Source organism: Enterovibrio coralii, from assembly GCF_001559595.1.
In the GTDB taxonomy this organism is placed as follows: Bacteria; Pseudomonadota; Gammaproteobacteria; order Enterobacterales; family Vibrionaceae; genus Enterovibrio; species Enterovibrio coralii.
Genome location: NZ_LNTY01000006.1, coordinates 150,107 through 176,428 on the forward strand (window position 1 = coordinate 150,107; position 26,322 = coordinate 176,428).

Below are 26,322 nucleotides of genomic sequence, written 5' to 3' on the forward strand. Positions count from 1 at the left end.
AATGTCTGTACAAGAAAATGCAGTTGAAACCTCTGCCTACGAAACAGGAAGTCTGTTAGACGACATCATGCACAAACCCGTATGACCCCGAGTGAAGAGGGATACGACGTTGCCAAAAAGGGTGTCGCTGCTTTCATTGAGAACCTGATTGGGAAAGACCAACAAGAAGAGCCAGTAAACAAAGCGCTGGTGGACCAAATGTTGGTTGAGCTTGATAAGAAAATCAGTGCTCAAATGGATGAAATCCTTCACAGCGAACCTGTCCAGCAAATGGAATCTGCGTGGCGCGGCTTAAAGCTTTTGGTCGACCGCACTGACTTTCGTGAAAACATCAAAATTGAAGTCCTTCATGCGACGAAACAAGAATTGTTGGATGACTTCGAATTTGCGCCTGAAACCACACAGTCTGGCCTCTACAAACATGTTTACTCCGCTGGTTACGGCCAGTTTGGTGGCGAACCTGTTGGTGCCCTTATCGGTAACTATGCGTTCACGCCTTCAACGCCAGACATGAAGCTGCTTCAGTATGTTGGTTCCGTTGGCGCGATGGCACATGCGCCATTTATTTCGTCTGTTGCTCCTGAGTTTTTTGGTATCGACTCGTTCGAAGAATTGCCAAACCTGAAAGACCTCTCTGCGACATTCGAGAGCCCGCGTTACACCAAGTGGCGCTCTCTGCGCGAGTCTGAAGATGCGCGTTACATCGGTTTGACTGCCCCTCGCTTCCTTTTGCGTGTGCCTTACGATCCAGTAGAAAACCCAATCACTTCGTTCAACTACCGTGAAAACGTGAGCGAGTCGCATGAGAGCTACCTATGGGGTAACACTGCGTTTGCGTTGGCTTCTCGTTTAACTGATAGCTTTGCGAAATACCGCTGGTGTCCAAACATCATTGGTCCGCAAAGCGGCGGTGCAGTTGAAGACTTGCCGGTTCATCTGTTCGAGTCGCTGGGTGCGCTTCAAGCAAAAATCCCAACAGAAGTGCTGATCACTGACCGTAAAGAGTTTGAACTGGCTGAAGAAGGCTTTGTGTCTCTCACCATGCGTAAAGGCAGTGATAACGCTGCATTCTTCTCTGCCAACTCAATTCAAAAACCAAAGGTGTTCCCAAATACCAAAGAAGGCAAAGAAGCCGAGACCAACTACAAGTTGGGCACGCAACTGCCTTACATGATGATCATCAACCGTTTGGCGCACTACATCAAAGTGTTGCAGCGCGAGCAGATCGGCTCTTGGAAAGAGCGCCAGGATCTTGAGCGTGAGCTGAATACTTGGGTACGTCAGTACGTTGCGGATCAGGAAAACCCGCCAGCAGAAGTCCGTAGCCGTCGTCCACTTCGTGCTGCGAAAGTGGAAGTTCTGGATGTGGAAGGCGATCCAGGCTGGTACCAAGTGTCGCTGGCTGTTCGTCCCCACTTCAAGTACATGGGCGCGAATTTCGAGCTTTCCCTTGTGGGCCGATTGGATCAGTAGTGAATGCCATTACCTGATCCAGAAGATTGTGCCTACGGCGTCAGCTTCTTCCAACGGTTAGAAGCTGATGCCCCAAAACGCTCGGTGACTCAGGGGCCAGATGTCGATGATGTTCTGGTGTCATTGAAAAAGAATGTGTCCAACTTGCTCAATGCGCGAATCGGCGAATCGCTAAGCGCACCAGAGCTGGGCTTGATTGATTTCAATGATGCATCCCTGAGTTCACATGATTTGGCGTTGCAAATTAAACGCGCCATTCAAGATTGCTTGGAAACGTATGAGCCCCGGATTCGTCAGCTCGAAGTACATGTGCTGCCGGATAACCGATCGCCGCTCAATTTGCGCTTTCAGCTTAAGGCAACGATTAACGTGGGTGCCCTGCACAAGAATGTGCAAATCGAGCTCCTGTTGGATAGCAACCGAAAATACAGAGTAGTTTAAGTGTCACGGAACCGATTCTTCAGGGACGAGTTGGCATTCCTGCGTGAGCAGGGTGTTGCCTTTACAGAGGTTTATCCTCAGCTTGCCCGTTTTCTTAATAGCTCTAGCACCGATCCTGATGTCGAAAGGCTTTTGGAAGGTTTCGCGTTTCTGACGGGGCGGCTGAGAGAAAAAGTTGAAGACGAATTTCCTGAACTGACGCACTCAATCATTAGCATGTTGTGGCCGAATTATTTAAGGCCAGTACCAAGTACGAGCATCGTACAATTTACCCCTGATGAGAAAGCCCTGACGTACGCGCAATCCATTGAGCGCGGTACACAAGTTGACTCACATGCCGTCATGGGGACCGTTTGTCATTTTCGCACATGCCGAAATGTGGACATTTATCCTCTGCGCCGAGATGACGTCACCACAGTGAATACTCGAGATGCATCCATGATTGATGTCTCTCTTAGCGTTTTAGGTGACCAGCCAGTCAATCAACTCGGACTCTCATCTTTGCGTTTTTACTTAGGCGGCGAAAAATACAGCGCAGAAATGCTGTATTTGTGGTTGAGCCATTACCTCGAAAAAGTCGAAATCATTGCGGGTGACAATGCCGTCATTTTGCCGAAAAGTGCATTCCAGACTGTGGGGTTTGATACTGACGACGCCATCTTGCCTTATCCGACAAACGTGTATCAAGGTTATCGGATATTGCAGGAATACCTATCTTTCCCAGATGCTTACTTGTTTTTCGATATTCAGGGATTAGGTCGTTATGTACCTGCGAACGTGAGGGAAAGCATCACGCTACGCTTTAGTTTTTCGAAAACACTAACGCCTGATGTTCGCGTCAAAAAAGACATGTTTGAGCTTTACTGCACACCTGTCATCAATCTGTTTTCGCACGATGCCGATCCCATCGACCTGAATGGAAAGAGTGCCGAGTATAAAATCACGCCGTCGAGTCGTTACGCATCCCACTATGAAACCTTCAGTGTTGATCTGGTTCAGGGGTGGCAAGAGAACAATGTCGGCCGTATTCGTGGTCAGGTCAGGACCTATACGCCATTTGAAAGCTTCCAACACGAAATTGAACGGGCACGGGACAGAAAAGCACTGTATTACCGCGTTAGAGTGCGCGACAGCGTGCATAGCGACGGTTTTGACCATCACATTTCCTTTGTGCGTAGCGATGAAACGGAATGTGTTGATTTCAGTGAGGCAATTTCCCTCAACCTCACCTGTACAAATCGCCAACTGCCGATGGAACTTGGGAAAGGCGACATTTGTGTACCAACGGATTCTTCACCTGCGTACGCAACCTTCTCGAACCTGACTGAACCAACAGCACCGATGCGTCCCATGTTAGATGGCACCCTGTTGTGGACGCTGATTTCCAATCTCTCTTTGAACTACTTGTCACTCTTGTCGAAAGATGCGCTGTCTTCCGTGCTGAGAGCCTATGACTTTCGCGCGTTGGTCGATCGTCAGGCTGAGCGTATTTCTCGGCAGCGCCTTGATGGCATTGTGGATATTCAATCTAAGCCAATCGAAAAAATTATCCGAGGGTTGCCTGTTCGCGGCCTTCGTTCAGAAATCGTGCTCTCGCAATCGGCGTTTGGGTCAGAAGGCGAGCTTTACATCTTTGGCACCGTCTTAAGCCGTTTTTTCTCACTTTACGCCAGTATCAATTCGTTTCACGAATTGGTGGTCATCAACGCAGACAATCAGGAAAGGTACACATGGGGTATACAGACAGGGCAGCAACCGCTGATCTAAGCCCTGATGTTACGCCAACACGTCCTGATGGAGATGGCGATAACAGCGGGCATCAAGGGTTACCGAAAAACGTTAGGGCGTACAACTTCTACCAGTTGGTGGAGTTGATTCATCACCTAAAGGCGTTGGACCCAGAAAATGAAAAATCGACATCGAGCAAAATCCTGTTTGGTACGCATCCGGGGTTGGGGTTTGCAGCCAGTGATGTCAGTAGATTAGATGCCCTCGATAACCAACGCTTTCGCTTGGAAGCCACCTTCCTTGGGATGAGTGGTGCCCAGTCACCGCTACCTAGCTTTTTCTTGGAAGAGATTCTGACGGAAAGCGAAGAAACCGGGCTGCGAAAGCCATTTCTCGATTTCTTCAACCACCGCATCCTCACACTGGTTTATCAGGTGTGGCGTAAATACCGCTACTACATCCGTTTTCGGGAAGATGCCTCAGACGCGTTTTCTGCTCAGCTCTTCGCGCTGGTGGGTCTGTCTGACAAGGACTTGCGCGGCGATACACCGATCAACTGGTGCAAGATGCTCTCCTACGCGGGGATGTTAGCGGGCAGAAGCCGTTCTCCCAAGTGGTGTCAGGCATTATTGCGCATTGTTTCGACCTTGATGATGTCTCAATCCGTCAGTGGGAACTGCGACAAGTAGCTATTCCAGAAGACCAAAAAATGTGTCTCGGCATGGTCAACGGCGAGTTAGGTATCGACACCATCATCGGTGATCGCGTCGCTGACCGTAGCGGCAAGTTTGTTATCTGCATCAACGGGCTTACTCAGGCGAGATTCAGAGATTTTCTGCCTTCAGGCAAAGAATATTCACCTCTTTTAACGCTCGTGGAATTCGTTCTGCGAGAACAAATGGCGTTCGACATAGAGCTTGGCTTGAAGCCCGATCAAGCGCCGCCCATGCAATTGTCAAAACATGCTCCTGCTTCGTTAGGTTGGTCGTCATTCACCGGTGATGTCGACAGACAACGCATGGTTCGCATTCAGGTCAGGCAATAGAGGGACGTATGACACTACCGAATTCTGTCCAAGCAAACATGCCTCGTCCGCAGCAAGTCACGCTGACGGTCACGAATACGCAGCAGTTGGAAGCCGGGTTGTCAGCCTCGCATGTTTTTACTGCCGAGGGCGGCACGATCGGCTCAACCAGTCAGGACGATTGGACACTGTTAGACCGCGATGGGCGCGTATTTCCACGGCATGCTGAGATCATTGATATCGACAACGCACTGTGTCTTTTAGATGTTCAGGGCGCGACCTACATCAATGGTGCCACCATGCCTATTGGTGCTGCGAAATTTGCACGATTGAAAGACAACGACACCGTGCTGATCGGCCCATATCAAATTCGCATTCATCTCAGTGATCTGGGTGTGGATGCCGTCGCAAACCATGGCCTCGACAATGTGTTCCACCAAACGCATGACGCCGCATTGATTGGCAGCGACCGGAATGAGGCTGTGGATGATGGTGCCGATGATGCAGTCATTGATGATCCCCTTGCCGCGTTGGATGCTGCGCGCACGCTGACGTCTTCTAACGAACATCCCTTAAACGAAACCCGCAGCTTATCGCCTGAGCAAGCACAGGAAAGCTACTTGCTGGCAAAAGATACCCAGTGGCACGGCGAAGAAAAAACCGTCCATGCAGACAGTGAATATGAAATGAGTTCAGCCATCACGCTGAAACGGACATTACAGAGTGAGGATACCCAGATGGATGACAAAATCCTTGAGCGCCTAGAACAAGAGGTTGGGCGTGATTACGCCAATGCAGAGAAAGCCGACGGTTCTTATGACCCTTCGATTAACCATGGTGCTTCAAATGGCTACGGCGCACAGGATGCCAATGGGTACGCGCTGGAGTATGGCGCGGACAACGGGCTTGGTGAGGCTAATCATATGGTTGCTGGCCCGCTGTTTCGTGGATTGGGCGTGAAAACTGGCAACACGGAAAACATGTCTGAAATGCAGGCCATGTCAGAAGAGATGGGGGCGTCTCTTCAAGCGGCAGTGAAGGGTTTGTTAGCACTTCACCAGCAAGTTGAAGAAAGCCGCTTTGGCATGATGAACAAGAACCTCCAACCGATTGAAGACAACCCGCTGCGTCTCGGATTGCCTTACGAAGAGACCGTAGAAACGCTGTTTGATCGTCACCGCAGCGCAGTCCACCTTTCTGCGCCGTCAGCCATTGGCGAAAGCCTGACCAATGTGCGTCATCACAACGAGGCGGTGCAAAGCGCAACCGTCGAGGCATTGGGGCAAATTCTTCGCGCGTTTTCTCCTGAGGTGTTGATGCGCCGTTTCAGTGCGTATCGCCGACCTGGTGAAGTATCACCGGAATCTGCCGATGCGTGGGCATGGAAGATGTACCAGAGCTATTACACGGAACTGACCTCGGACAGACAGCGTGGTTTCGAGAAGCTTTTCTGGGAGATCTTTGATCAGGCATACGACAGGAAACTGCGTGAGAAGCAGTTGGAGGTCTAAGTCATGAAACGTCTATTCGGTTGTTTGCTGTTGTTGGTTCTTGTGGGGTGTTCTAGCTCTGACCATCCCAAAGATCAGCCGACAACAGTGACGTTCAGCATGGTAGCGACACACGATGTAAATCCTAATTTCAGCGGGGATGCCACGCCGTTTGAGGTGCAGGTTTTTGAGCTGGAGGATGACTCCATGTTTTTAGCATCAGGCTACGACCAGTTGGCAAACTCTGCGAAAGCCGCATTGAAAAGTAACTACGTCGACCATCGAGACTATTCGCTGGTCCCGCAGCAGTTCAAGTTTATTGATGCGTTTCAAATTGAGGATGACACGCGGTATATCGCGGTAATGGCACGCTACTCCAACTCTGAAAGCAGTGATTGGAAGAAAGTGGTGAAGGTGCTGCCAATTGGGCGTCAGTACCACCTGCTTATGTATTTCAACAAAAACGAAGTCGTGCTTCGGAAGGTGGAGTAAGGATGTCTGCAAGAAACCGAGTGGTCTGGAATGAAGGGCTTTTTGTGAAGCCTCAACATTTCCAGCAGCAACAGCGAAACCTTGAATTCCAATTGGACGAGCGCGTGACCTCTGTCAGCCGCTATCTCTATGGTCTGACTGAAATGACCTTGAATGCGGAATACCTGAGTTTTGGGCGTATTGCGTTAGACAGTGCCTCTGGCGTGATGCCGGACGGTACCGTTTTCCGCATCCCGCAGGAAGATATGCAGCCTGAGGCGTTAGAAGTGGCGGACAGCTCGCTGGCCAATCAGGTGGTTTATCTGGCCATTCCGCTTCGTAGTGATGCGATTACCGAAGTGAGCTGGCCGGAGGGTGCGGGGTCTGGACGTTATCTTTCTGTTCGACAAGAAGTCCGTGATATTCACACCTTCCAAGGTGACATGGCACCGATTGATGTCAGTCCGGTTTGCCTTCGCCTGATGTTGGAAAAAGAAGACCGAAGTGCTTATGCCTCCATCGCGATTGCGCGCATTTTAGAAAAACGCCCAGATGGCAGTGTGCTGTTGGATGAGAACTTTGTGCCATGTCATCTCAACGTGGGCGCGGTGTCTGTGCTTCACCGTTTTATTGGTGAAATGGCAGGGTTAATGCGAGAGCGGGCGAAAAACATTTCGCAACGTATCGGTGCGCCAAGTCAGGGCGGTGTTGCTGATGTTTCCGACTTCATGCTGCTGCAATCATTGAACCGCATGCAGCCGCAGCTTCAACACTTATCTCGCCTTCGCAGCCTGCATCCAGAACGTTTGTATGAAGCGTTGTCATCAATGTGTGGTGAGTTAGCGACCTTCACTGATGAAAGCCGCATGGCACCGGAGTTTGGCAGCTACCAACATGACATGCCAGTCAGTTCATTCCGACCGCTCATGACGCAGCTTCGTCAGTCACTCAGCATTGTGCTTGAGCCACGTGCGGTATCGATTCAACTGCATCAACGTAAGTACGGACTTATGGTGGCACCGTTGCAAGACCCTTCAATGGTGCGCGATGCGGACTTTATTCTGGCTGTTCGTGCGCGTATGCCTATGGAAGAGCTCAGAAAACTGTTTGTGCAACAAACCAAAGTCGCATCGGTCGAGAAAATCCGCGAACTCATCTCGTTGCAATTGCCGGGTATTCCGATTTCGCCATTACCTGTTGCGCCGCGTCAGTTGCCGTATCACGCCGGTTATACCTACTACCAGCTAGACAAAACCAGTGCTGCATGGGCGATGCTCGCTAACGCGAGCGGTTTCGCCTTCCATGTGGCGGGTAACTTCCCGGATCTCGACCTGCAATTCTGGGCAATAAGGAGTTAAGCCATGGCCGAAATGTACATCGATGCGCCGGATAAAAACCGAGACTACGACCATCTCCTTTTTGACGAAGCGACCAATATGGACGCGGATCAGGATTACTGGTTCAAGCTCCGTGGCGACAATATCAATCCGCTTATTGATGCCGCTACACCCTTGCTCGGCATGGCATTACGTGTGCGTAAGCTTTCTAGCTGTAGCAATGTGGATCGCATCTACAAGCAAGCGGTGGAGGAAGTTAAAGCGATTGAGGTCGAGTTAACCGAGAAAGGCGTCGATCACGCTGAGATCCTCGCTTATCGATATGTGCTCTGTTCCTTTGTGGACGAGGCCATTATGAGCACGCCATGGGGTGCTGACAGTGTGTGGGCAGAACATTCCTTGCTGACACGCTTTCACAATGAAACCTGGGGTGGGGAGAAGGTCTTTACCATCTTGTCCCGTCTTGAGGGTGAACCCGCTCGTTATAAATCACTGCTTGAATTCATCTTCTTGTGTCTGACGCTTGGCTTTGAGGGGCGTTACAAAGTGATGGAGAAAGGGCGCGAGGAATACGAGAAAGTCATTACGCGCCTTCACCAACAATTACGTCAACTCGATGACAACGAGCAAGTGTCGCTGACCAGTGCTGCGCAAAACGTCGTGACAACCAAGTACAGCTTGAGCAAGCAGGTGCCAGTTTGGACCATCTTTGTTGGCTTTTTGGCAATGCTGGTGGTGGTGTTTACGGGGTATTCCATTGCGCTAAGCAACAAAACATCTGACGTGCTTCAACAGCTCAATCAACTTCTGCAATAACAGGTGATGCCGTGATCCAAATAGAACTACAAACATTAATTGGCAAACTGAATGCTCAAACAAAGTTGGCGTTAGAGCAAGCGGGTGCGCTCAGCATTGAGCGACAAAACCCAGAAGTCACCACAGAGCACCTGCTGTATGTGTTGTTGGAAAACCCTTTGTCTGATGTGCGCGTGCTGCTCAAACAGGCGGATGTTGATCATCAGCAAGTGCGTCAGATGTCAGGCGAAGCACTGAGCCGTGAAAAGGTCATCGACAATATTCCTTCTTTTTCTCCTTTGCTGGTTGAGCTACTTCAGGATGCTTGGCTGTTAGGCTCGACCGATCTTGGACACACAGAAGTGCGCTCTGGGGTGGTGTTCCTTGCCGCTTTGATGCGCCCAGACCGTTATTTACCCCTCACGCTTATCCGTTTGTTGGATAACGTGAATCGTGAATCCATTAAGAAGCACTTTGCAACACTGACACAAGATTCCGCAGAAACTGAAGTGCACAATGAAAAGACATCGCAGCAAAAAGGGTTGCCGCAAGAAGCAGATACGGCACTGGGACGTTTTTGTACCAATGTGTCAGCGATGGCCAAGCAAGGTGAGCTTGACCCCGTGCTTTGCCGTGATGACGAAATCAATCTCATGATCGACATCCTTTGTCGTCGCCGCAAGAACAACCCCATTGTTGTGGGTGACGCGGGCGTCGGTAAAAGTGCGGTGGTGGAGGGATTGGCGCAGCGCATTGTCGATGGCAACGTACCTGATTCTCTCAAAGGTATCGATCTGTTATCGCTGGATCTAGGGCTGTTGCAAGCTGGCGCGTCTGTGAAGGGCGAATTTGAGAAGCGGCTCAAAGCGATCATTGATGAAGTCAAAACCTCGTCTGTTCCCATCATTCTTTTCATTGATGAAGCCCACACGCTTATCGGCGCGGGTGCGCAGGAAGGTGGCGGTGATGCCGCGAATTTACTCAAACCCGCATTGGCGAGAGGCGAATTGCGCACCGTCGCGGCAACAACGTGGAAAGAGTACAAGAAATACGTTGAGAAAGACCCGGCACTCAGCCGCCGTTTCAATTGGTGAAATTGGATGAGCCGAGCGTTGAGCAAGCGGTCGATATCATGCGTGGTCTCCATGGTGTCTATGAGAAATCACACCGAGTATTGATCAGTGATGATGCGCTGGTGGCGGCTGCTGAGCTGTCTGAGCGTTACATTTCAGGACGTCAGTTACCTGACAAAGCGATTGATGTATTAGATACGGCGTGTGCCCGTATAGCCATTAACCTCAGTGCGCCGCCACGCTGTTTAGCCGAGCTTGATACCAACATCGTCAGACGTCAGAGACAACTCGATATGCTAAAGCGTCAATCCGAGTTGGGTTATGACATTGACGAGGAGTTGTTTAGCAGCCTCGAAGCTGAAGAGACTCAGGATCTCACAGAACGAGAGACTCTTAACCAAAGGTGGCAATCACAAAAATCGCGTGTGGAGGAGGTGATCGAAAAACGTCAGCAAATCCTCGCAACACCAAATGACGAAGAAGAAGCATTGAGTGATGAAGACCGTGAATCGCTAAGGTTGTCACTGAAAGGCCTTTATGCCGAACTTGATGCGATTCCGCACTCCGAAAGGCTTGTCCATCCGCACGTTGATGCGCAGCAGATCGCCGAAGTCATCGGCGATTGGACGGGTGTTCCGGCTGATCAAATGAATACCGACGAACTCGGTCGAATTACCCATCTTCCTGAACTGCTCGGTAATGAAATCAAGGGTCAAGATTTGGCTCTCGAAGTTGTCCATCGTCATCTACTGACTGCAAGAGCTGATTTACGCCGTCCGGGGCGACCAAAAGGTGCCTTCTTACTGGCAGGGCCAAGTGGCGTAGGAAAAACAGAGACGGTCGTGCAACTGGCGGAATTGCTTTATGGCGGCAAGCAATTTCTAACCACCATAAATATGTCTGAATATCAGGAGAAGCATACCGTTTCACGGCTGATTGGCTCTCCTCCAGGGTATGTGGGCTATGGCGAAGGCGGCATTCTCACAGAAGCTATCCGCAAAATGCCGTACTCCATCGTGTTGCTTGATGAAGTGGAAAAAGCCCACCCAGAAGTGCTCAACCTTTTCTACCAAGCGTTTGACAAAGGGGAGCTGGCTGATGGCGAAGGCCGTGTGATTGATTGCCAGAACGTGGTGTTTTTTCTGACTTCAAACCTCGGCTACCAAACTATCGTGGACTTTGCAGAGCAGCCTGACGTTTTGGAAGAAAAGCTCTATCCCGAGTTGGCCGCCTTCTTCAAACCAGCTCTGCTTGCACGTATGGAAATCGTACCTTACCTCCCTCTAAGTGGCGACACGTTGAACGCCATTATCAAAGGTAAATTACGCCGTCTAGAAACGGTGTTTGCCGACCGCTATGGCGCGGAAACAGCGATTGATGATGCCTTGATTGGAGAGATCCAACGTCGCGCGACACGATCCGAAAACGGTGCCCGTATGTTGGAGGCCATTATTGAAGGCCAATTACTGCCACCCGTCTCGTTAGCTTTGCTGAATAAGCTGGCTGGCCGAGAGCCTGTTAAACGTGTGTATTTAACGGCTCAAGACGGAGAGTTTGTCAGCGAGGTGGTGTAGTCATGATGGATTGGCTTTCGCTTGCCGCTTGTCTCTCAGGTCAAAGAGAACACAACGGCTTGCAGACTCAGTTTTGTGAGGCGTTGACCAGCAATTTAGCGGTCAGCCATGCTTGGGTTGTGTTTCCCTGTCAGCAGGGACGCACCCTTTCGATCTCCGAAGGCTCGCAACGCTTTGAGTGGGCTGTAGATGATTTTTCACACCCCTTTGCTCATGTGTTTCAGTCGTCTACACCTATGTTGCTTGATCCGGCCAAGTTGAATTACTGGCAAGAGAACCCTGCTTTTGTGGCACTCATGATGCTTCGTCAGAGAGGGGAGAGTGTGTTTGTCATGCCCTTGCCACCTCAGCAAGGGCAAACCAAAGGCATCATCGTCATGACGGGCAATGCGAATGTCCTTGGTAGCCTGCTTGCTGATAACGATTGGCTGCGTATCTGCGAGGTGTTCAGCAACCAATATCAAACCATCAAGGTATTGCGCGAAGAACACCAACAGGTGTCTGCGTTGAACTCTTCTATAAAGCGTATTCGCCATGACGAGTTGAGCCGCGAACAAGCTTATGAACTCAAACATGTCTTGATTGGTGATAGTGCAAGCATGCGTGATTTGAGGAAAAAGGTGGTCACGGGTGCTCAACTTCCTCTCAACGTGCTTATCTGTGGTGACACGGGGACAGGGAAAGAGCTGGTGGCGAAAGCACTGCATGAGCTGTCAGATCGCAAGAGTAAACCCTTCATCGCCATCAACTGTGCTGCTATTCCAGAAAACCTGCTTGAGAGCGAATTATTCGGTCACGCTAAAGGCGCATTTTCAGGGGCTGAACGTGCCAAGAAAGGTCTCGTGGCTGATGCACAAGGCGGGACTCTGTTTCTGGATGAAATTGGCGACATGCCGATAGCACTTCAGGCCAAATTACTGCGCGTGTTGGAGACAAGAGCCTACCGTGCTGTGGGTTCGAATCAGGAAATCTCTGCCGACTTTCGTTTAGTGGCGGCAACCCACGTTGCGATGAAAGAGCGAATCGATACGGGAGCATTTCGCCGAGATCTCTTTTATCGGCTCAATCAGTTTCCTGTGTTTATGCCGTCGTTGGATAGCCGAAAAGAAGACATCCCTCACTTGGTGCGCCATTTCGTTGAGGAATATAACGCCAACCTCGGTACGCACATCGCAGGCGTTCAATACGGTGCGTTTGATTTGCTCGACCAGATGACTTTCCCCGGCAATGTTCGTGAGCTGAGAAACATCATTGAATACGCCTGTGCGATGACGGCACCAGGGGAGCAAATCTCGGCTGACGATATTGGTGGCACTGTGTTGCAGCAGCATCATGCGCTGGCGGTAAACAGTGATGATGTGAATGTCGACAGCGAAAGCTACATCGGCATGGATATTACCGACATCGACAATCTGAAAGCCGCGGTGCGTCACTTTGAAAGTCGCGTGATTCGTTATCGCTTGTTGCGTTTTGGTGGAGACCGCTCGAAAGCGGCAGAAAGCCTCGGTTTGCCAAAACGTACGTTGCAGATAAGTGCCTGAAAATGGAGATTGATTGAGATGAAGTTAGGAATCGTCACTCTCTGGTTTTCCATGATGATCATGGCCGCAACGAGCCATGCCAGTGAGCATGAAAAGGCGAGTGATATTGTGTCACGCGGTATGGCTTGCGTTGAAATTTCTGCTCGGCTTGATCGTCTTGCCTGCTTTGATGATGTGTTCAAAACGCCAGCAAAGGCAGAGCAAGAAATGACGTTGATTGAACAAAAGCCTGATGCATGGAAAAGGGCGATGCAAAGCGAATCGCAACGCAGTGATGAGGCATTCGATTTTCAGCTTTTCTATGTTGATGAAACTCGCCCTGAAAACGGCATCTGGATGACGGCGACGGCCATGACCGACCGTGTTCAGAAAAAATCCGAAATGCCTGTGCTGATGTTCAGCTGCATTGAAAACATCAGCCGTGTCGAACTGATGTTACCTCGGCCTACCAATGCGGGTAAGGCAAGCGTGACAGCATCGTCAAATGCCAGCATCACCCAACGTTGGCTGAGCGACGATACGGGCAACATTATGCGGGCAGGACGCGGTTTACCTGCCATCGACATCATGAAAGCCTGATGTCTGGCGATCGTGCCGTGCTTCGATCCGAGCTGCCAGAGATTGGCAATCTAACGTTTGATACTGCCACATTGCGTGATGCCATCAAACCTATGCGAAATACGTGTCGTTGGTAGGTGCAGTGATGGATATGAATACCTACCGAGAACGCATTAAAAAGCCCATCGCTGGGGAAAGTCCCGTTGGCGAACGTTTGCTCGATGATGCGTTGTTGGACTTTGTTGAGTCTCAAATGATGAAAGTGGGCTCGTTATCTCATGCCGACGTGCAGTGGGGAGAAGCAGAGCAAAGCGCACTTAAGTTGATTGAAACCCAAACCAAAGACCTCAAGTTACTGACGTACCTGCTTCAATGCTTGCAGTACCAAGCGACACCTGAGCGGTTTGCGTTGTCTGTTTTTGTATTGGCGGACTTTATCGCTGAGTACTGGGAAACCTGTCATCCGGCTCCCGGTCCAAGGGGCGTTTTGCCTCGCCGTAAGTTTTACTCCCAAATCATTCAGCGCACTGAAAAAGCCGCCGAGAAATTGGATGCTTCCATGTTTGCGCCGGAGCAAGCCTCCGAAATCGAAGATGCACTTTCAGACTTGTCTTCTGCTGCGGCAAGCAAGGATTTGCCGACAGAGGGCGTGGATGACATCGCTGCACTGATAAAGAGAAAAAGCAAACATCAGGCAGAAACACCACCACCTGAAAGTGTTCCGGCGATATCAAGCGTCACGCCTTCAACGGCATCACCGTCACCAAAGCTGAAAATTGATGGCAGTTCTGACCGAGCGGTAAAGCAAACCCTGCTAAAAGTGGCGGAGTTTGTTGCAGAGCTTGATGGAGGCGTTGGCTTGGCACTGCGTTTGAGACGTTTTGCCGTGTGGTTTGCCATTACGTCTCCGCCTGACGCAGAAGCGAACAATGAAACGCCCTTAATGCCAGTATCGGTCGACCGCATCAGTGAATATGAAGATCAGCTAAAGCGCGGTGCTGATCATGCACTTTGGCGCAAAGTAGAACAAAGCCTGACTGTCGCTCCGTTCTGGATTGACGGCCATTTCCTCAGCTATCGCATCGCCCTCAAGTTGGGTAACAACGAGTGGGCTGACACCATCGCCTCGGAAGTCAGAGGATTTGTGAAACGCCTACCTGCCGTAATGCTGCTGACGTTTAAAGGCGGCGTGCCATTCGTGAGCGAGGAAACGCGCCGCTGGCTGGAGGAAGGGGAAACGACCAGTACAGGTTCAGCAACCGTGTCTGATTGGGACAGTAAGCGCAAGGAAGCCTTTGTACTGGCGGATGAGGCGGATTATCTGTCGCTCTCGCCATGCTTAATGACGGTTTGTCTTCAGCCAAAGAACCTCGAGATGCTTTCTACTGGCGTATGTTATCGGCCGATGTCATGAAGCGAAATCAACTCAGTGCGATGGCCGATCAGCAATACAAGAATCTCTTCGAGCAAGCCAGCCAAACGTCTTTGGCCGATTGGGAACCCGCGTTGCTGCAACGCTTGGAAAACATTACGAAGCCGTAATTCAAACAGGGATAGAAACACATGTTCAGCAAGTTAACATCGCTGCTAAAGAAAATGGTACCCGCACTGAAATCTGCGTTGCCCATTCTTTTGGTGGCCATTTTCGTCTTAATCAACGTCGCGATTTGGTGGGCGGGTCCTTGGCTCAAAGTTGACGAGAAGCATCCGCTGGAGCCTTTGATGGCTCGTGTAATTACCAGCGTTATCTTTTCTCTGTTCTGGTTGGCAGCTTGGGGCTTTCTTCAGTGGCGAAAGCTCAAGGAGTATCACGCCAAACAAGACCGCGAGCGTCAGCTTCAAGAAGACCCCATCCAGCGATATGAAGAACGCCAAGAAGCCGAACTTAATCAAGTCATGGCGGCCTTGCAGAAAAGCTTGAACAAGCGAAATTACTTGTACGCATTGCCGTGGTATCTGGTGTTAGGTCCTGAAAACTCTGGGAAAACCAGTTTAATCAACCGCTCGGGGCAAAACTTTGTTTTTTCGTCGGTGATGCGTGCATCAGGTAAGAAAAGTGAAAACCCCTTCTCGCTGGATTGGTGGATTGGTGATGACTCCGTGTTGATAGATCCAGACGGCGAGCTGTTAACCCAACGCGCAACCTCGTCAGAGGGGGAAGGAGAGATGGAGCGTCGTCTTTGGCTCCACTTCGTTAAGTGGTTAGAAAGAACCCGCAGCCGCCGACCACTCAATGGGGTTGTCGTCGCTTTGGATGTCGCCAAACTTGCTACGGCGACGACGACAGAACGCAAAGCTCACGCGAATCTTATTCGTGCGAGATTGCGTGAGCTGATGGAAACCTTGTCTACCCGATTACCGGTTTATGTTTCGCTCACCAAGCTTGATTTGCTGTATGGCTTCGAACCTTTCTTCCGTCACTATTCGAAAGCAGAGCGTGAAGAAGTGATGGGATTTACCTTTACCCTCGATTCTGTCGATGACCTCGATAGCTGGCTGGCGGAATTTGATAACGATTTCGGCTCCTTCGTGGAACGCGTTAACAAGATGCTGCCGACCGCGTTGATGCAGTGTTTTGATGGCGAAGATCGCACTGCGATTTACAGCTTTAGCCGCCAGATGGCGGGGCTTCACGATGTGTTAAAGCAATTCCTACAAGATGCCTTTGGCAGTGATCAGTTTTCCACGTCAGCCTTGGTGCGCGGGTTGTACTTTACCTCTGTTTACCAGCAAGGAGTGCCGACCAATGCCTTTATGGATTCGGCTTCCCGACGCTATGGGCTCTCACAGGCCGCCAATACCGCGCAACATGCAGCTAATTCAACGACCTACTTCACCCAGAATCTGTTTAATCGGGTGATTTATCCTGAAGCTGGGCTGGCCTCAGACAACTTCCGCGTCGCGAAAACCAAACGACGCTTCATCATGCTATCCGCGGTGGCGTGTGGGATTGCGTCTTTTCTCTTAATTGGCGCATGGCATCAGTACTACCTCAAAAATGTTGAGCAAGCAGATGCAGTGCTCGCGAAGGTGAATGACTACGAGAATAACTACGCATCAGAAGTCATCATTGATGATGGCGTCGATATTCTTGCGCCGTTGGATACGATTCGTCAGGCAACCTTAGAATTCGGCTTCTTCCGCGAAAAACCGCAGTATGTCTCCGATCTTGGCTTGTATCAGGGCCATGTGATCGGTCCTGAAGTTGAACGCACTTACCTTAGCCTTTTGGAAAATCGCTATCTCCCTGCATTGATGAAAGTCGCTGCTGCAGATGTCGTCGGCGCGCAAGATGATGAAAACCAACTTGGTTCATTGCGTGTGTTCCGCATGATGACGGATGACGACGGTCGTTATCAGAATATGGTTCAGCGGTATTTTGCTGCCAAATGGCAGGCACAATATGAAGGTGAACGCGATACGCAAGAGCGTTTGATGCAGCACCTCGACTATGCGATGGAGCATACCGACTTGGTGGGTGACCGTATCGATGGTGATGAGAGCGCGGAGCGCATTCTGTCGCCATACGACAACCTTATAGCGAACGCGCAAGTTGGCCTCAGCCGTATGCCTATCGAGCAGCGTGTTTATCGAAACTTAAAGCAAGCATCAACCGCTGTACTTGGTTCCCCCATCAATTTAGGAACGGCGATCGGCCCCGTTTTCGATGTGGTCTTCAGCGAGCGCGTTGCCGATAGCAACAACCTCGATATTCCAAGAATGCTCACGAAGAAGGGTTTTGAAACCTACTTTATTCCTGAGTCAGACTCTGTCTCCGAACTGGCGTTGGTGGATAGCTGGGTACTGGGACAGGTTGAATCGATTAACTTTTCAGAGGAAGACAAGCGCGTCTTACGAGAAAAGATCCGTAATCTCTATGTAGCCGATTACTCAGACACTTGGCGACGCGCCACCAATGACGTGGATGTGAAGTCGTTTCCGGATATTCACAATGCCGTATTGGTACTGGAAAGCATCACGGGAAACAACCAGCCGCTGCATCGTTTACTTGAAGAAGTAACCGACAATACTGACTTGTTCCCAAGCTTGCCGGAAAGCGATGAAGCCAAAGCCGAGCTACTCAAGTCGCCACGCTATCGTGTTGCGGCAATGGTAGATAACCAGTTTTCTGCATTGAATGGCCTGTCTGAAATCGAGCCGGGTAAGCCGATTTATCTTGATGAAGTGATGGAAGCGGTCACGCAACTGACCGCGTACATGAAGTCGATCAATGATGCGCCAGATGTCGGTAAAGCCGCATTGGAGGCAACCAAAGCGCGCTTGTCCCTGAACAACTCGGATCCTATCTATGTGCTGCAACGCATTGCTTCGGGTATGCCTCAACCGTATGACGGCATGTTGAGAAAGCTCGCGGATGAGAGTTGGTATGTGGTGCGTCAGGAAGCGATTCGTTACCTCGAAGTGCGCTGGGCGGCTGACGTGTTCAATCCGTTCCAGAGCAAGCTGGCGTCTCGTTATCCTTTTAACACGCGCTCTTCAAAAGATGTCGCGCTGGAAGATTTTGAGTCCTTCTTCGCGCCAAATGGCACGTTAACGCAGTTCTACGAAGATAACCTGCGCATGTTCCTTGAAGATACTGGCGAGCTTTCAGCCGACGATGAAGGCAAAACGCTTATCCGTCAGGATGTGCTCAGCCAAATTGAGCGCGGCCGCGAAATTCAGCGGGCATTCTTTAATCGTAAAGGTGTGCTGGATGTGGAGTTCACGCTTGAACCCATCGAGCTCAGTGCCAATAAACGCCGTTCTGTCATCAATATTGATGGCCAATATGTGGAATACAGCCATGGCCCGCGCAAAAATGTCGGGTTGATTTGGCCGAACACATTGCGCGAAGCCGCGGTCAGCAAAGTTACCTTGATTCCGGTTGCCGCCAATGCGTCACCACGCGGTATCAGTATCCGTGGACCCTGGGCATTCTTCCGATTGTTGGAGCAGGCGGAAGTGGCTGGGTCTAGCTCCACCAGTGTGGATTACCGCTTCAATATCGATGGCGGGAACGTGATGTATCGTCTGCATTCAGAGGCTGACAGTAATCCGTTTACTGCGTCAATCTTCCGAGGGTTCAACCTCTCTAGAACGCTTTACTGAGAAAAGGAAGATCAAGGTGCCGCAAAGGATGTTTACTGACATCAATGGAGCAAAAAAAGCGGGAAACAGTGCCCGGTTGCGTGATGCATCGGAATATCAAAAGATTCGCAGTGAGATAAACCGACGCTTCAACCCGCTGGCTGGCTCAACGGATTGGGACAAAGTCAGAGAGCTTTGCGAACAATTGGCTGAGCGAGAAGGTGTGGATTTGCTGGTGGCGATCTATTACACCGTTGCCGCCATGAAAACCCAAGGCCTTTCCGCGTTCGCTGATGGGCTTGAACTGCAGGTCACTGTGCTCAGAACCCCCAATGACGATGACATGCCTTTTGCTAAGCAAGCCGACCTTTACCGTTGGATGCTCGGCCGGATTGGTGAAGAAGTCAGAGCAATGCGACCGAGCCTTGAGCAATTGCGGGATTTGTATCGCTGTGAGCGGGCTTTGGAGAGCATAGACAGATACCTTTCATTGAATGACGAAGGAAAAGTCGAAGACTTAGATGTGTTGGGGTACGCCATCTTTGAGCACATAGACCGCATTGAGAGGAGCGCGAAAGCGCAACCACTGGTTAATCACGTTGAGGTTGTCGAAGAGCGGCAAAAACAAAATAGCGGTGCTTTGGTGTTTGCGATTGGGCTGCTTGTTGGTGGTCTTGGTTACTACGGATTGACCTTGGTGCAAGGTGAAATCGAAACACCAATCACGATACTGACAGAGCCAGAAAAGATCCCGAAAATAGTTTCTGCCGATGAAGCTTCTTCAATCCATGCCACTTTCAGTGCGGTTCAGTTGCGTGAATCTCAGCTAGAGCTTGCTTCAAGCTATTCAGACCAAGTTTCCATCCTTCTTGCTTCTAAGGTGGGAGATAACTATGCCTCAGGCTGAAGTATGCCGAATCATTGGCGCATCTGTTTCCTGAGTCTGAAGAGTCCACTCAAATTCAATCAACGCTAGGCCAATGGAAAAACGGGGTCGAAGCGACCTTTACTCAAATGCAGGAACGGTTTGAAACAGCAAGAACGCGTGCGGCCAATGTGAGTTTGCTGATGGAAAATGGTCGGGTTGATCAGGTGAAAACCCTAGCGAAAGGGCTGGAAAACTATGCGATAAGTTTGTCGCCTATGGTGGCGAGAGTCTCTTTTGCCGAGCAACTTATTGAAGAAGGGGATACAGAACGAGCGATGGCTGAACTCACCATTATTGATAACCAACTAAAGGCCCTTGCGATGAAAAAGGTGCTCTTGATGGAAAAGGTGCAAAATAGTGAGGACAAGGTGCCAGTTAACTAGACATAAATAAAACTGGGACACACTCTGTCTTGCTGATAACGTGTGTCTTTAAAGAGCAATTTCGTATCAAAGTAGTGAAATTGGCGTTTCTAGTGCCAAAGTGCACCAAAGAAAGTGGCTGCCTATAAATCCATGCATTTGTGTTTTTCGTTATTGCCCCTCCACTGTGGGTGCTTAAACCGCTGCCGATAGATAACTCCCGCTGTCACAAAAACTTCTTATTCACTATCCAGCGCGAATATCCAAAAAAATGAGAAAAATATTTCAGGCAATTTGTAATAACGATTACACCAACTTAACGCGTTGAATAATAGCGTTTAAAACAATCGTGCTTTTTACACTGCTCAACTCATAACCGACTTAATCTCTTGTTTTTGCGACATATCAACCAATGAAAGTTAGCCATCATTTCTGTGTATTGCAGCACTAATACTCATGTCTGCTGTGGCATATACCTGAGCCTTGGGTTTTAGCCAGACACCAGTGCCGCTTCTAACGCCATCTTGAACGTTCATTGTCATGGTAGAGGAGGTCACTCATGCCCGTTGCACTGACATACCCCGGCGTTTATATCCAAGAAATTCCTAGTGGCAGCCGCTCGATTAGCGGTGTTGCGACATCAATTGCCGCGTTTGTCGGCGGTTTCTCTCGAGGGCCTTTGAACACGCCGGTTCGTATGTTTCATGTGGGTGATTTTGACACCCACATGGGAGGCGTAAATACCAACAGTGAAACCAGCTATGCGGTCTCTCAGTTCTACACAAACGGTGGAGGAGAGGCGATTGCTGTTAGGGTTGGTGGTGGGACGAATGGTTCTATGACCGCACAAAGTTGGAATGGGGCGAGTACGCTGACATTCAACGCTGGGCGTCAGTTCCAAGGCAACGCCGTTCAAGACCCAGGGACTTGGAACAATCATATACGGGTCGATATTGACTATCTCACCTCTGACCCTGCCTCTTTGTTCAATCTCTCTGTGACCGAAATTCGCCATGTTGATGGTTTAGAACTTCCTGTTCGTACCGAGACCTATCGCAACGTGTCCATGGTAGCGACACATCCAAGATACGTTCTGAACGTCGTTAACGATGATTCTGTCATGGTGCAACTCACCACTGCGGGTACGACCGACAGACCTGCACCAACGGGGTTCTATTCAGGTGTGCAGGACACGACACTCTATGCCGCGGTCGCTGCGGCGAATACCTTGCAGGTGAACTTGGGGACAGGTGCACACGATGTGACTGTTGATGCCAGCACACCGCCCACAACCATGGCGGAAGCGGCTTTGATGATTCAAAACGCCATTAGAGACACTCGCCCTGCTGATCCACTCTGGGCGCAATGTCAGGTGGTGGTACGTGGTGATCGACTGGCCATTTTTACTGGCAGAAATAGTGCCGATTATCGCGCTGGGCATGTTGTTTCTATGGCTGAATCAGCAGGTGATATCGGTACAGTGCTTGCTTTGGTTGCCAGCACGGAAGACAACGTACAGCAATACGCGATGAACACCGTTGCGCCGGCAGGTCAGCAAACGGCAGCGACAGCGGGGGCAAATGGTGCGGCACCCACAGCGGCCCAACTTCGCGGGAATAGAAACCAGCGCACGGGAATCTATGCGTTAGAAGATGTGGATTTGTTCAACATCTTAATGATCCCTGAAGCATCAGATCTTAACAACGGCAACGTTGCCGATATGTCGAGCGTGATGAGTCCTGCGATTGCTTACTGCGAAGAACAACGGGCGTTTTTGTTGATTGACCCTCCAGCCAATGTGAACAGTGCAGAAGAAGCCGTTGATTGGATGGATGAAGTCGCGGGTGCTGGACTTCGCCACCGAAATGTCGCGGCTTACTATCCTCGCGTTCAGGTTCCCGATCCCAATAATGAAAACCGGCTTCGAACCATTGCACCAAGCGGCACAGTAGCAGGCGTTTATGCGCGAAAAGATAGCGAAGCAGGAATTTGGACGGCTGCCGCTGGCATAACCGCGAGTCTTCGCAACGTCATCAGTTTCAATCACAACATGACCAATAACGAGATTGGTCAGCTCAATCCAATCGGCCTCAATTGCCTCAGAAATGGCGGAATTAGCGGGAACATCGTGTGGGGTGCGAGAACGCTTCGAGGTGCTAACGAGCTTGCCTCGGAATGGACGTACATCCCCGTTCGTCGTACCGCTCTGTTTATAGAGGAAACCTTATTCCGAGGGCTGCAATGGTCACTGTTTATGCCGAATGATGAACCGCTGTGGTCGGAAATTCGCATTGCGGTTACCAACTTTATGCAGGGTCTGTTCCGCCAAGGTGCCTTTCAGGGCAGTGCGCCCGAGCAGGCATTCCGCGTGAAATGTGATGCTGAAACCACCACGCAGGCGGATATTGATGCCGGTATCGTCAATGTGTTAGTGGGCTTTGCACCGCTGAAACCCGCTGAGTTTGTGGTCGTCAGTCTTCAATTGATGAACAACAGCGGTAGTTAATCCCAAGCATCGCTGACTGGATGTGTCAGCGATGCCCACTCTTTGATTTTGCAATGCTAGGGAGGAGGCGTTATGTCTCAGCTCAACGTTAATGGTCAGCGTGTTGTTCCGTATCCCGGATACAAGTTTATTGTCAAAGAAGCGGGTGGTGATGTGCTGGCAGCGATACAGAAAGTATCTGGGCTTAGCAGAACAGTAGAGGTGATGGAGTATCGCTCTGGCGGCGACCCGTCTCATACCCGCAAGTCGCCTGGGCAAGCCAAGTTTGAGGCTATCACCTTGGAACGTGGCGTGACGGAAAACCCCCAGTTTGAGCAATGGGCGAACAAGGTTTGGCGCATTGGGACTGATCTTGGTGGCGAAGTGTCTCTAAAAGATTTTCGCAAGACCATCATTATCGACGTGCTTAATGAGGCGGGGCAAAAGGTACTCAGTTACACCGTCTACAACTGCTGGGTATCGGAATACAAAGCGATTCCAGCGTTGGACGCTTCAAGCTCTGCCTTTATGATCCAATCTATCAAACTCGAAAATGAAGGGTGGGAGAGCAATACCGTAACTGCACCGCAAGAACCAAGTTTCGTGCATCCAGAGCAGTAAGAGTTAGCGCATGAATATGGTGTTGCGACGGTTAGACGAGAATGAACAAGTAGAGGCGTGGGAACGCGCGTCGAGCGTTGATGCGCAGGCACGGGCAGCCTTACTTGCGGGTGCTTATGTGCCGGACGCTCTGATGCCAACGCTGCCAGATTGGTCGGTGGCGGGAAGAGACCATCTCTTGCTGTTGGCCTATCAACATCAATTCGGTGAGGACATCAGCGTTGAAGGTCGATGTCATGCTTGTGGTGCCAAAACTCAGCTCAACTTTTCGACTTCCCAACTGCTCAACACCGCATCTTCTCGCCTTGCCGCTGCGTGGCATTCTGATACAGCTACCTTAAACACTGAGGTTTACCTTACCGAATACCATGAGATGGAGGTACAAGGTTTACCTTGCCAGTTTCGCTTACCCAGAATTCAAGACTTTCACGACATGCATCGCGGAGATGCGTCACTTCGCCAGTTCGCACAACGTGTGATCGCACCATCGGATTTTGCCGCCATTGAAGAAACGTTTTCCGCGAAAAAGGAAGAGGGGGCTGCATGGGAGCAGCTTTACCTGACACTAGAGCAGGCGATGCTATCTCTCGAACCCCTTTCAGTGGTGACCTTGAATGCGACGTGTCCAGAATGCAGTGCTCAAACAGAGCACCAATTTGATATTGCCAATCAGTTTTGGGCGCAATTATCTGCCGCAGTAGAAAAGCAGCTTTGGGATGTGCACATCTTGGCATCGGCTTACGGTTGGTCAAGCCAAGATATTCTTTCCATGAGTTCGGCGCGACGTCGTCGTCACATCGCGATGCTTATCGAGTGACGGGAGGAATGGTATGAGTCGACTACTGAGCCAGTTTATTCGTCGCAATGCCACCGGGCAGCAATCCCTGAAGCCGATTGTAGGCTCTTACTATTCGGGTGTTTCATCGTCTTCACTCGCTTATGAATCTCATCAACCTCCTAAAACGAAAAGTGACAGTGTAACTAATGATGCGGGTGATTCTCTTTCGTTTTCACCCAATGATGAGCCTAAAAATACATTCCCAAACCAAACAATGTCGAAGACAGCTTTCGAGTCGGAACTGCCTTTACCCACAACGACGCGGCTAGACCAATCATCCATCAATATCGATATAGATTCGGAGCGTGAAACCTCGAAACCTTCTTCAATCTCAGATGATTTTCTTGGTGATAAGCTATTCAATAAGCCTCATCAGACTTCAATTCAGTACCGTGAGCGTCAACGTGATGAGCAAGGTACACATGGTGATCAAGCCCAACAAAAAGGGCTGTTACAAAGTCATGAAGAGAAAGATGGAGAGAGGGAAGAACACTACCGGGGGATTGAGGCGCTTCATGACAAAAACACTTTAAGCCATTCAAACATCGAAGAACAACGTCAGTTAAAACATCGTCAGAGGCAAAAGCACACGGCAGAGGATACCTCTTTTGTCCAACACGACGATTCGTTAAGACGTCACATGTCCGTTGAGGATGAGCAGGAAACCGTATCAACGTCTCATGCCAGACGACGTGACTTCACCAAAGCCGTCGCAGCCGCCATTTTGGGTGAAAACAGCCAGAATGCGGAGAATCGTTCTCTAAACATCAATGCGAATTTGGAAGGGCATACCCCCAGAGGCGAATCGCCATCTAATTTAGCCCCCGAGCTGTTAGAGGTCTCTGTCACCATCGCCAATGTATCGATCGTGTCGACAGAAAGATCCCAAGAGAGCAGCACACCTAGCTGGAAACCGCCTATCAGTCTCAATGACTACCTTCGAGCACGTAAGGAAGGTAAACGATGAGCAGTGCGCTGGCGATAGCAGGTGTTACGCAACTTCTTCGTGATTTACTTAATGATGGGTTAGTCGATCATGATGTTGCGTCTGTGGTGAATACCAATGTGCCCGTTCATGCGCTTCCGCCCGACCAAATGTTGGCGCAGGAAGAGGACAATGGACCCGCTCTAAACATCTTCCTTTACCATACCGACGTGAATAACGCGTGGGCAAATCAGTGCTTACCGACCCGAAACAGCAATGGCGAACGCGTTAACAATACGCCGTTGCCGCTCGATCTTTTCTACATCGTCAGTGCCTATGGTACGGCAGATCTTCACAATGATGTGCTCCTTGGTTACGCGATGCAGATTTTGCATGAACACCCGGGGTTTACGCGTGCTGAGATACAAACTGCACTTAATCCGTCTCCGGCAATTGCAGCAGGCTTACCGCCTTTGCTTCAAGCACTGGCAGATACGGGATTAGCCGACCAAGCGGAAGCCATTCGCATCGCACCCCACACCATGTCGGTGTCCGAAAAGTCCGCGCTTTGGAGTGCATTGCAGAGCCAGTATCGCCAATCTGCACTGTATCGAGTCTCGACAGTACTGATTCAAGCTGAGTCTCCGACAAGTAATGCCTTGCCTGTGTTAACTATCGGTGCGGACAACACTGGGCCGGATGTATTCCCTTCGCTGACGCCTACTTTTCCGCAGCTTAACCGCTTTATTCCGCCCGCACTTCAGTCCAGCGCGCGGTTAGGTGATACCTTGGATACAGAGGGTTTTGGCTTAGAAGGCGTCAATCCGCGATTTACCTTCACTCACATCTCTCAGTCCATCACGCGCACAGTGAATGCTGATGCAGGAGGGGCGGCACGCGCGCACTCCGTCACAATACCGAACACCGCAGCCGCATGGGCTGCGGGCAGTTACTCCGTCGCGTTCTCGGCGGAGGTTGGCGGGAGCACACAAGATTCCAATGCGCTTCCAATACAGATTGCCCCTGTGATGAACTTACCACCGACGAGTGTGGTGCGAAACGGTACCTCAGTGGTGGTGACGCTTAACGTCGCGCCACACTTTTTCCCCGGTCAGCAAGCAACATTGTGGTTGGGGGCTGAAGGTGCTGTGGCCGAGTCGGTCACTGTCGCGACGGCAACCTTGGTGTTTGTTTTCGGGCCGCTTGCGGCAGGAGCGTACACGGCAAGGCTGCGTGTTGATGGTGTAGACAGCTGGTTCATCATCAAAGATCGCCCTCCGATTGCCCCTGATTTTGTGCCGCGGGCTCCTATCTATGACCCGACTCAAGTGATTACGGTGCCATGATGACTGAGCCGCTTCCTTTCCCTCTCAATGACACCTCTGACGGGTCTGCGTTTGAACAATGGCGGAGGAATAACGACGCGCATCTTAATGCCATCGTGGATTGGGTCAGTAGGGCATTAGGTATTGAGGAAGAAGACGGCGTTGATCGTCAAACAGCGTTGACGTCGATTGTTGATTTGAATCGCCATTACCTGACGAATACCCATCAGATCGAGGCATCTGCG

At 50.5% G+C, this 26,322-nt stretch carries 15 protein-coding genes and 5 pseudogenes; all 20 read left to right on the top strand.

What is annotated here, in order from left to right:
• Nucleotide 1: 1 nt before the first annotated feature.
• A pseudogene (gene tssC / locus ATN88_RS01480) lies at nucleotides 2-1,473 on the top strand (type VI secretion system contractile sheath large subunit).
• A gap of 3 nt (nucleotides 1,474-1,476) precedes the next feature.
• Nucleotides 1,477-1,914, top strand: a complete 438-nt coding sequence (gene tssE, locus ATN88_RS01485; protein ID WP_067410354.1) for a type VI secretion system baseplate subunit TssE — start codon at nucleotides 1,477-1,479, stop codon at nucleotides 1,912-1,914.
• On the top strand, nucleotides 1,915-3,681 hold the full coding sequence (gene tssF / locus ATN88_RS01490) for a type VI secretion system baseplate subunit TssF (protein WP_067410357.1): 1,767 nt from the start codon (nucleotides 1,915-1,917) through the stop codon (nucleotides 3,679-3,681).
• Nucleotides 3,645-4,687: pseudogene (gene tssG / locus ATN88_RS01495) on the top strand (type VI secretion system baseplate subunit TssG). The gene tssF and the pseudogene tssG overlap by 37 nt, the downstream one beginning before the upstream one ends.
• Before the next feature lie 8 nt (nucleotides 4,688-4,695).
• Nucleotides 4,696-6,177 carry a type VI secretion system-associated FHA domain protein TagH gene (tagH, locus tag ATN88_RS01500; protein ID WP_067410362.1) on the top strand — a complete coding sequence of 494 codons (1,482 nt, stop codon included), beginning with the start codon at nucleotides 4,696-4,698 and terminating at the stop codon, nucleotides 6,175-6,177.
• A 3-nt stretch (nucleotides 6,178-6,180) separates the two neighbouring features.
• Entirely contained in the window at nucleotides 6,181-6,648 is a 468-nt protein-coding gene (gene tssJ / locus ATN88_RS01505) for a type VI secretion system lipoprotein TssJ (protein ID WP_067410365.1), read from the top strand.
• A gap of 2 nt (nucleotides 6,649-6,650) precedes the next feature.
• Nucleotides 6,651-7,985 (top strand): type VI secretion system baseplate subunit TssK, encoded by a 1,335-nt coding sequence (gene tssK, locus ATN88_RS01510; RefSeq protein ID WP_067410370.1) that lies wholly within the window; start codon nucleotides 6,651-6,653, stop codon nucleotides 7,983-7,985.
• 3 nt (nucleotides 7,986-7,988) lie between these two features.
• Nucleotides 7,989-8,780, top strand: a complete 792-nt coding sequence (gene icmH / locus ATN88_RS01515) for a type IVB secretion system protein IcmH/DotU (protein WP_067410374.1) — start codon at nucleotides 7,989-7,991, stop codon at nucleotides 8,778-8,780.
• Nucleotides 8,781-8,791: 11 nt separating this feature from the next.
• Nucleotides 8,792-11,406, top strand: a pseudogene (gene tssH / locus ATN88_RS01520) (type VI secretion system ATPase TssH).
• A gap of 599 nt (nucleotides 11,407-12,005) precedes the next feature.
• Nucleotides 12,006-12,947, top strand: a complete 942-nt coding sequence (locus ATN88_RS28760) for a sigma-54 interaction domain-containing protein (RefSeq protein ID WP_408607695.1) — start codon at nucleotides 12,006-12,008, stop codon at nucleotides 12,945-12,947.
• Nucleotides 12,948-13,067: 120 nt separating this feature from the next.
• A pseudogene (vasI, locus tag ATN88_RS01530) lies at nucleotides 13,068-13,642 on the top strand (type VI secretion system-associated protein VasI).
• 8 nt (nucleotides 13,643-13,650) lie between these two features.
• Nucleotides 13,651-15,047 (top strand): annotated as a pseudogene (gene tssA / locus ATN88_RS01535) (type VI secretion system protein TssA).
• A gap of 21 nt (nucleotides 15,048-15,068) precedes the next feature.
• Entirely contained in the window at nucleotides 15,069-18,614 is a 3,546-nt protein-coding gene (tssM, locus tag ATN88_RS01540) for a type VI secretion system membrane subunit TssM (protein ID WP_067410379.1), read from the top strand.
• A gap of 28 nt (nucleotides 18,615-18,642) precedes the next feature.
• Nucleotides 18,643-19,500: a type VI secretion system ImpA family N-terminal domain-containing protein gene (locus ATN88_RS01545; RefSeq protein ID WP_232312676.1), complete on the top strand. Its 858-nt coding sequence runs from the start codon at nucleotides 18,643-18,645 to the stop codon at nucleotides 19,498-19,500.
• A 14-nt stretch (nucleotides 19,501-19,514) separates the two neighbouring features.
• Entirely contained in the window at nucleotides 19,515-19,904 is a 390-nt protein-coding gene (locus ATN88_RS26485; RefSeq protein ID WP_232312677.1) for a hypothetical protein, read from the top strand.
• Nucleotides 19,905-20,442: 538 nt separating this feature from the next.
• Nucleotides 20,443-22,389, top strand: a complete 1,947-nt coding sequence (locus ATN88_RS01550; RefSeq protein WP_067410383.1) for a phage tail sheath family protein — start codon at nucleotides 20,443-20,445, stop codon at nucleotides 22,387-22,389.
• 72 nt (nucleotides 22,390-22,461) lie between these two features.
• Complete coding sequence (locus ATN88_RS01555; RefSeq protein ID WP_067410387.1) at nucleotides 22,462-22,989, top strand: phage tail protein; 528 nt, start codon at nucleotides 22,462-22,464, stop codon at nucleotides 22,987-22,989.
• Nucleotides 22,990-22,999: 10 nt separating this feature from the next.
• On the top strand, nucleotides 23,000-23,806 hold the full coding sequence (locus ATN88_RS01560; RefSeq protein ID WP_067410390.1) for a hypothetical protein: 807 nt from the start codon (nucleotides 23,000-23,002) through the stop codon (nucleotides 23,804-23,806).
• 13 nt (nucleotides 23,807-23,819) lie between these two features.
• On the top strand, nucleotides 23,820-24,794 hold the full coding sequence (locus ATN88_RS01565; protein WP_067410395.1) for a hypothetical protein: 975 nt from the start codon (nucleotides 23,820-23,822) through the stop codon (nucleotides 24,792-24,794).
• Nucleotides 24,791-26,098, top strand: a complete 1,308-nt coding sequence (locus ATN88_RS01570) for a DUF4255 domain-containing protein (RefSeq protein ID WP_067410399.1) — start codon at nucleotides 24,791-24,793, stop codon at nucleotides 26,096-26,098. The genes ATN88_RS01565 and ATN88_RS01570 overlap by 4 nt, the downstream gene beginning before the upstream one ends.
• The last annotated feature ends 224 nt before the right edge of the window (nucleotides 26,099-26,322 follow it).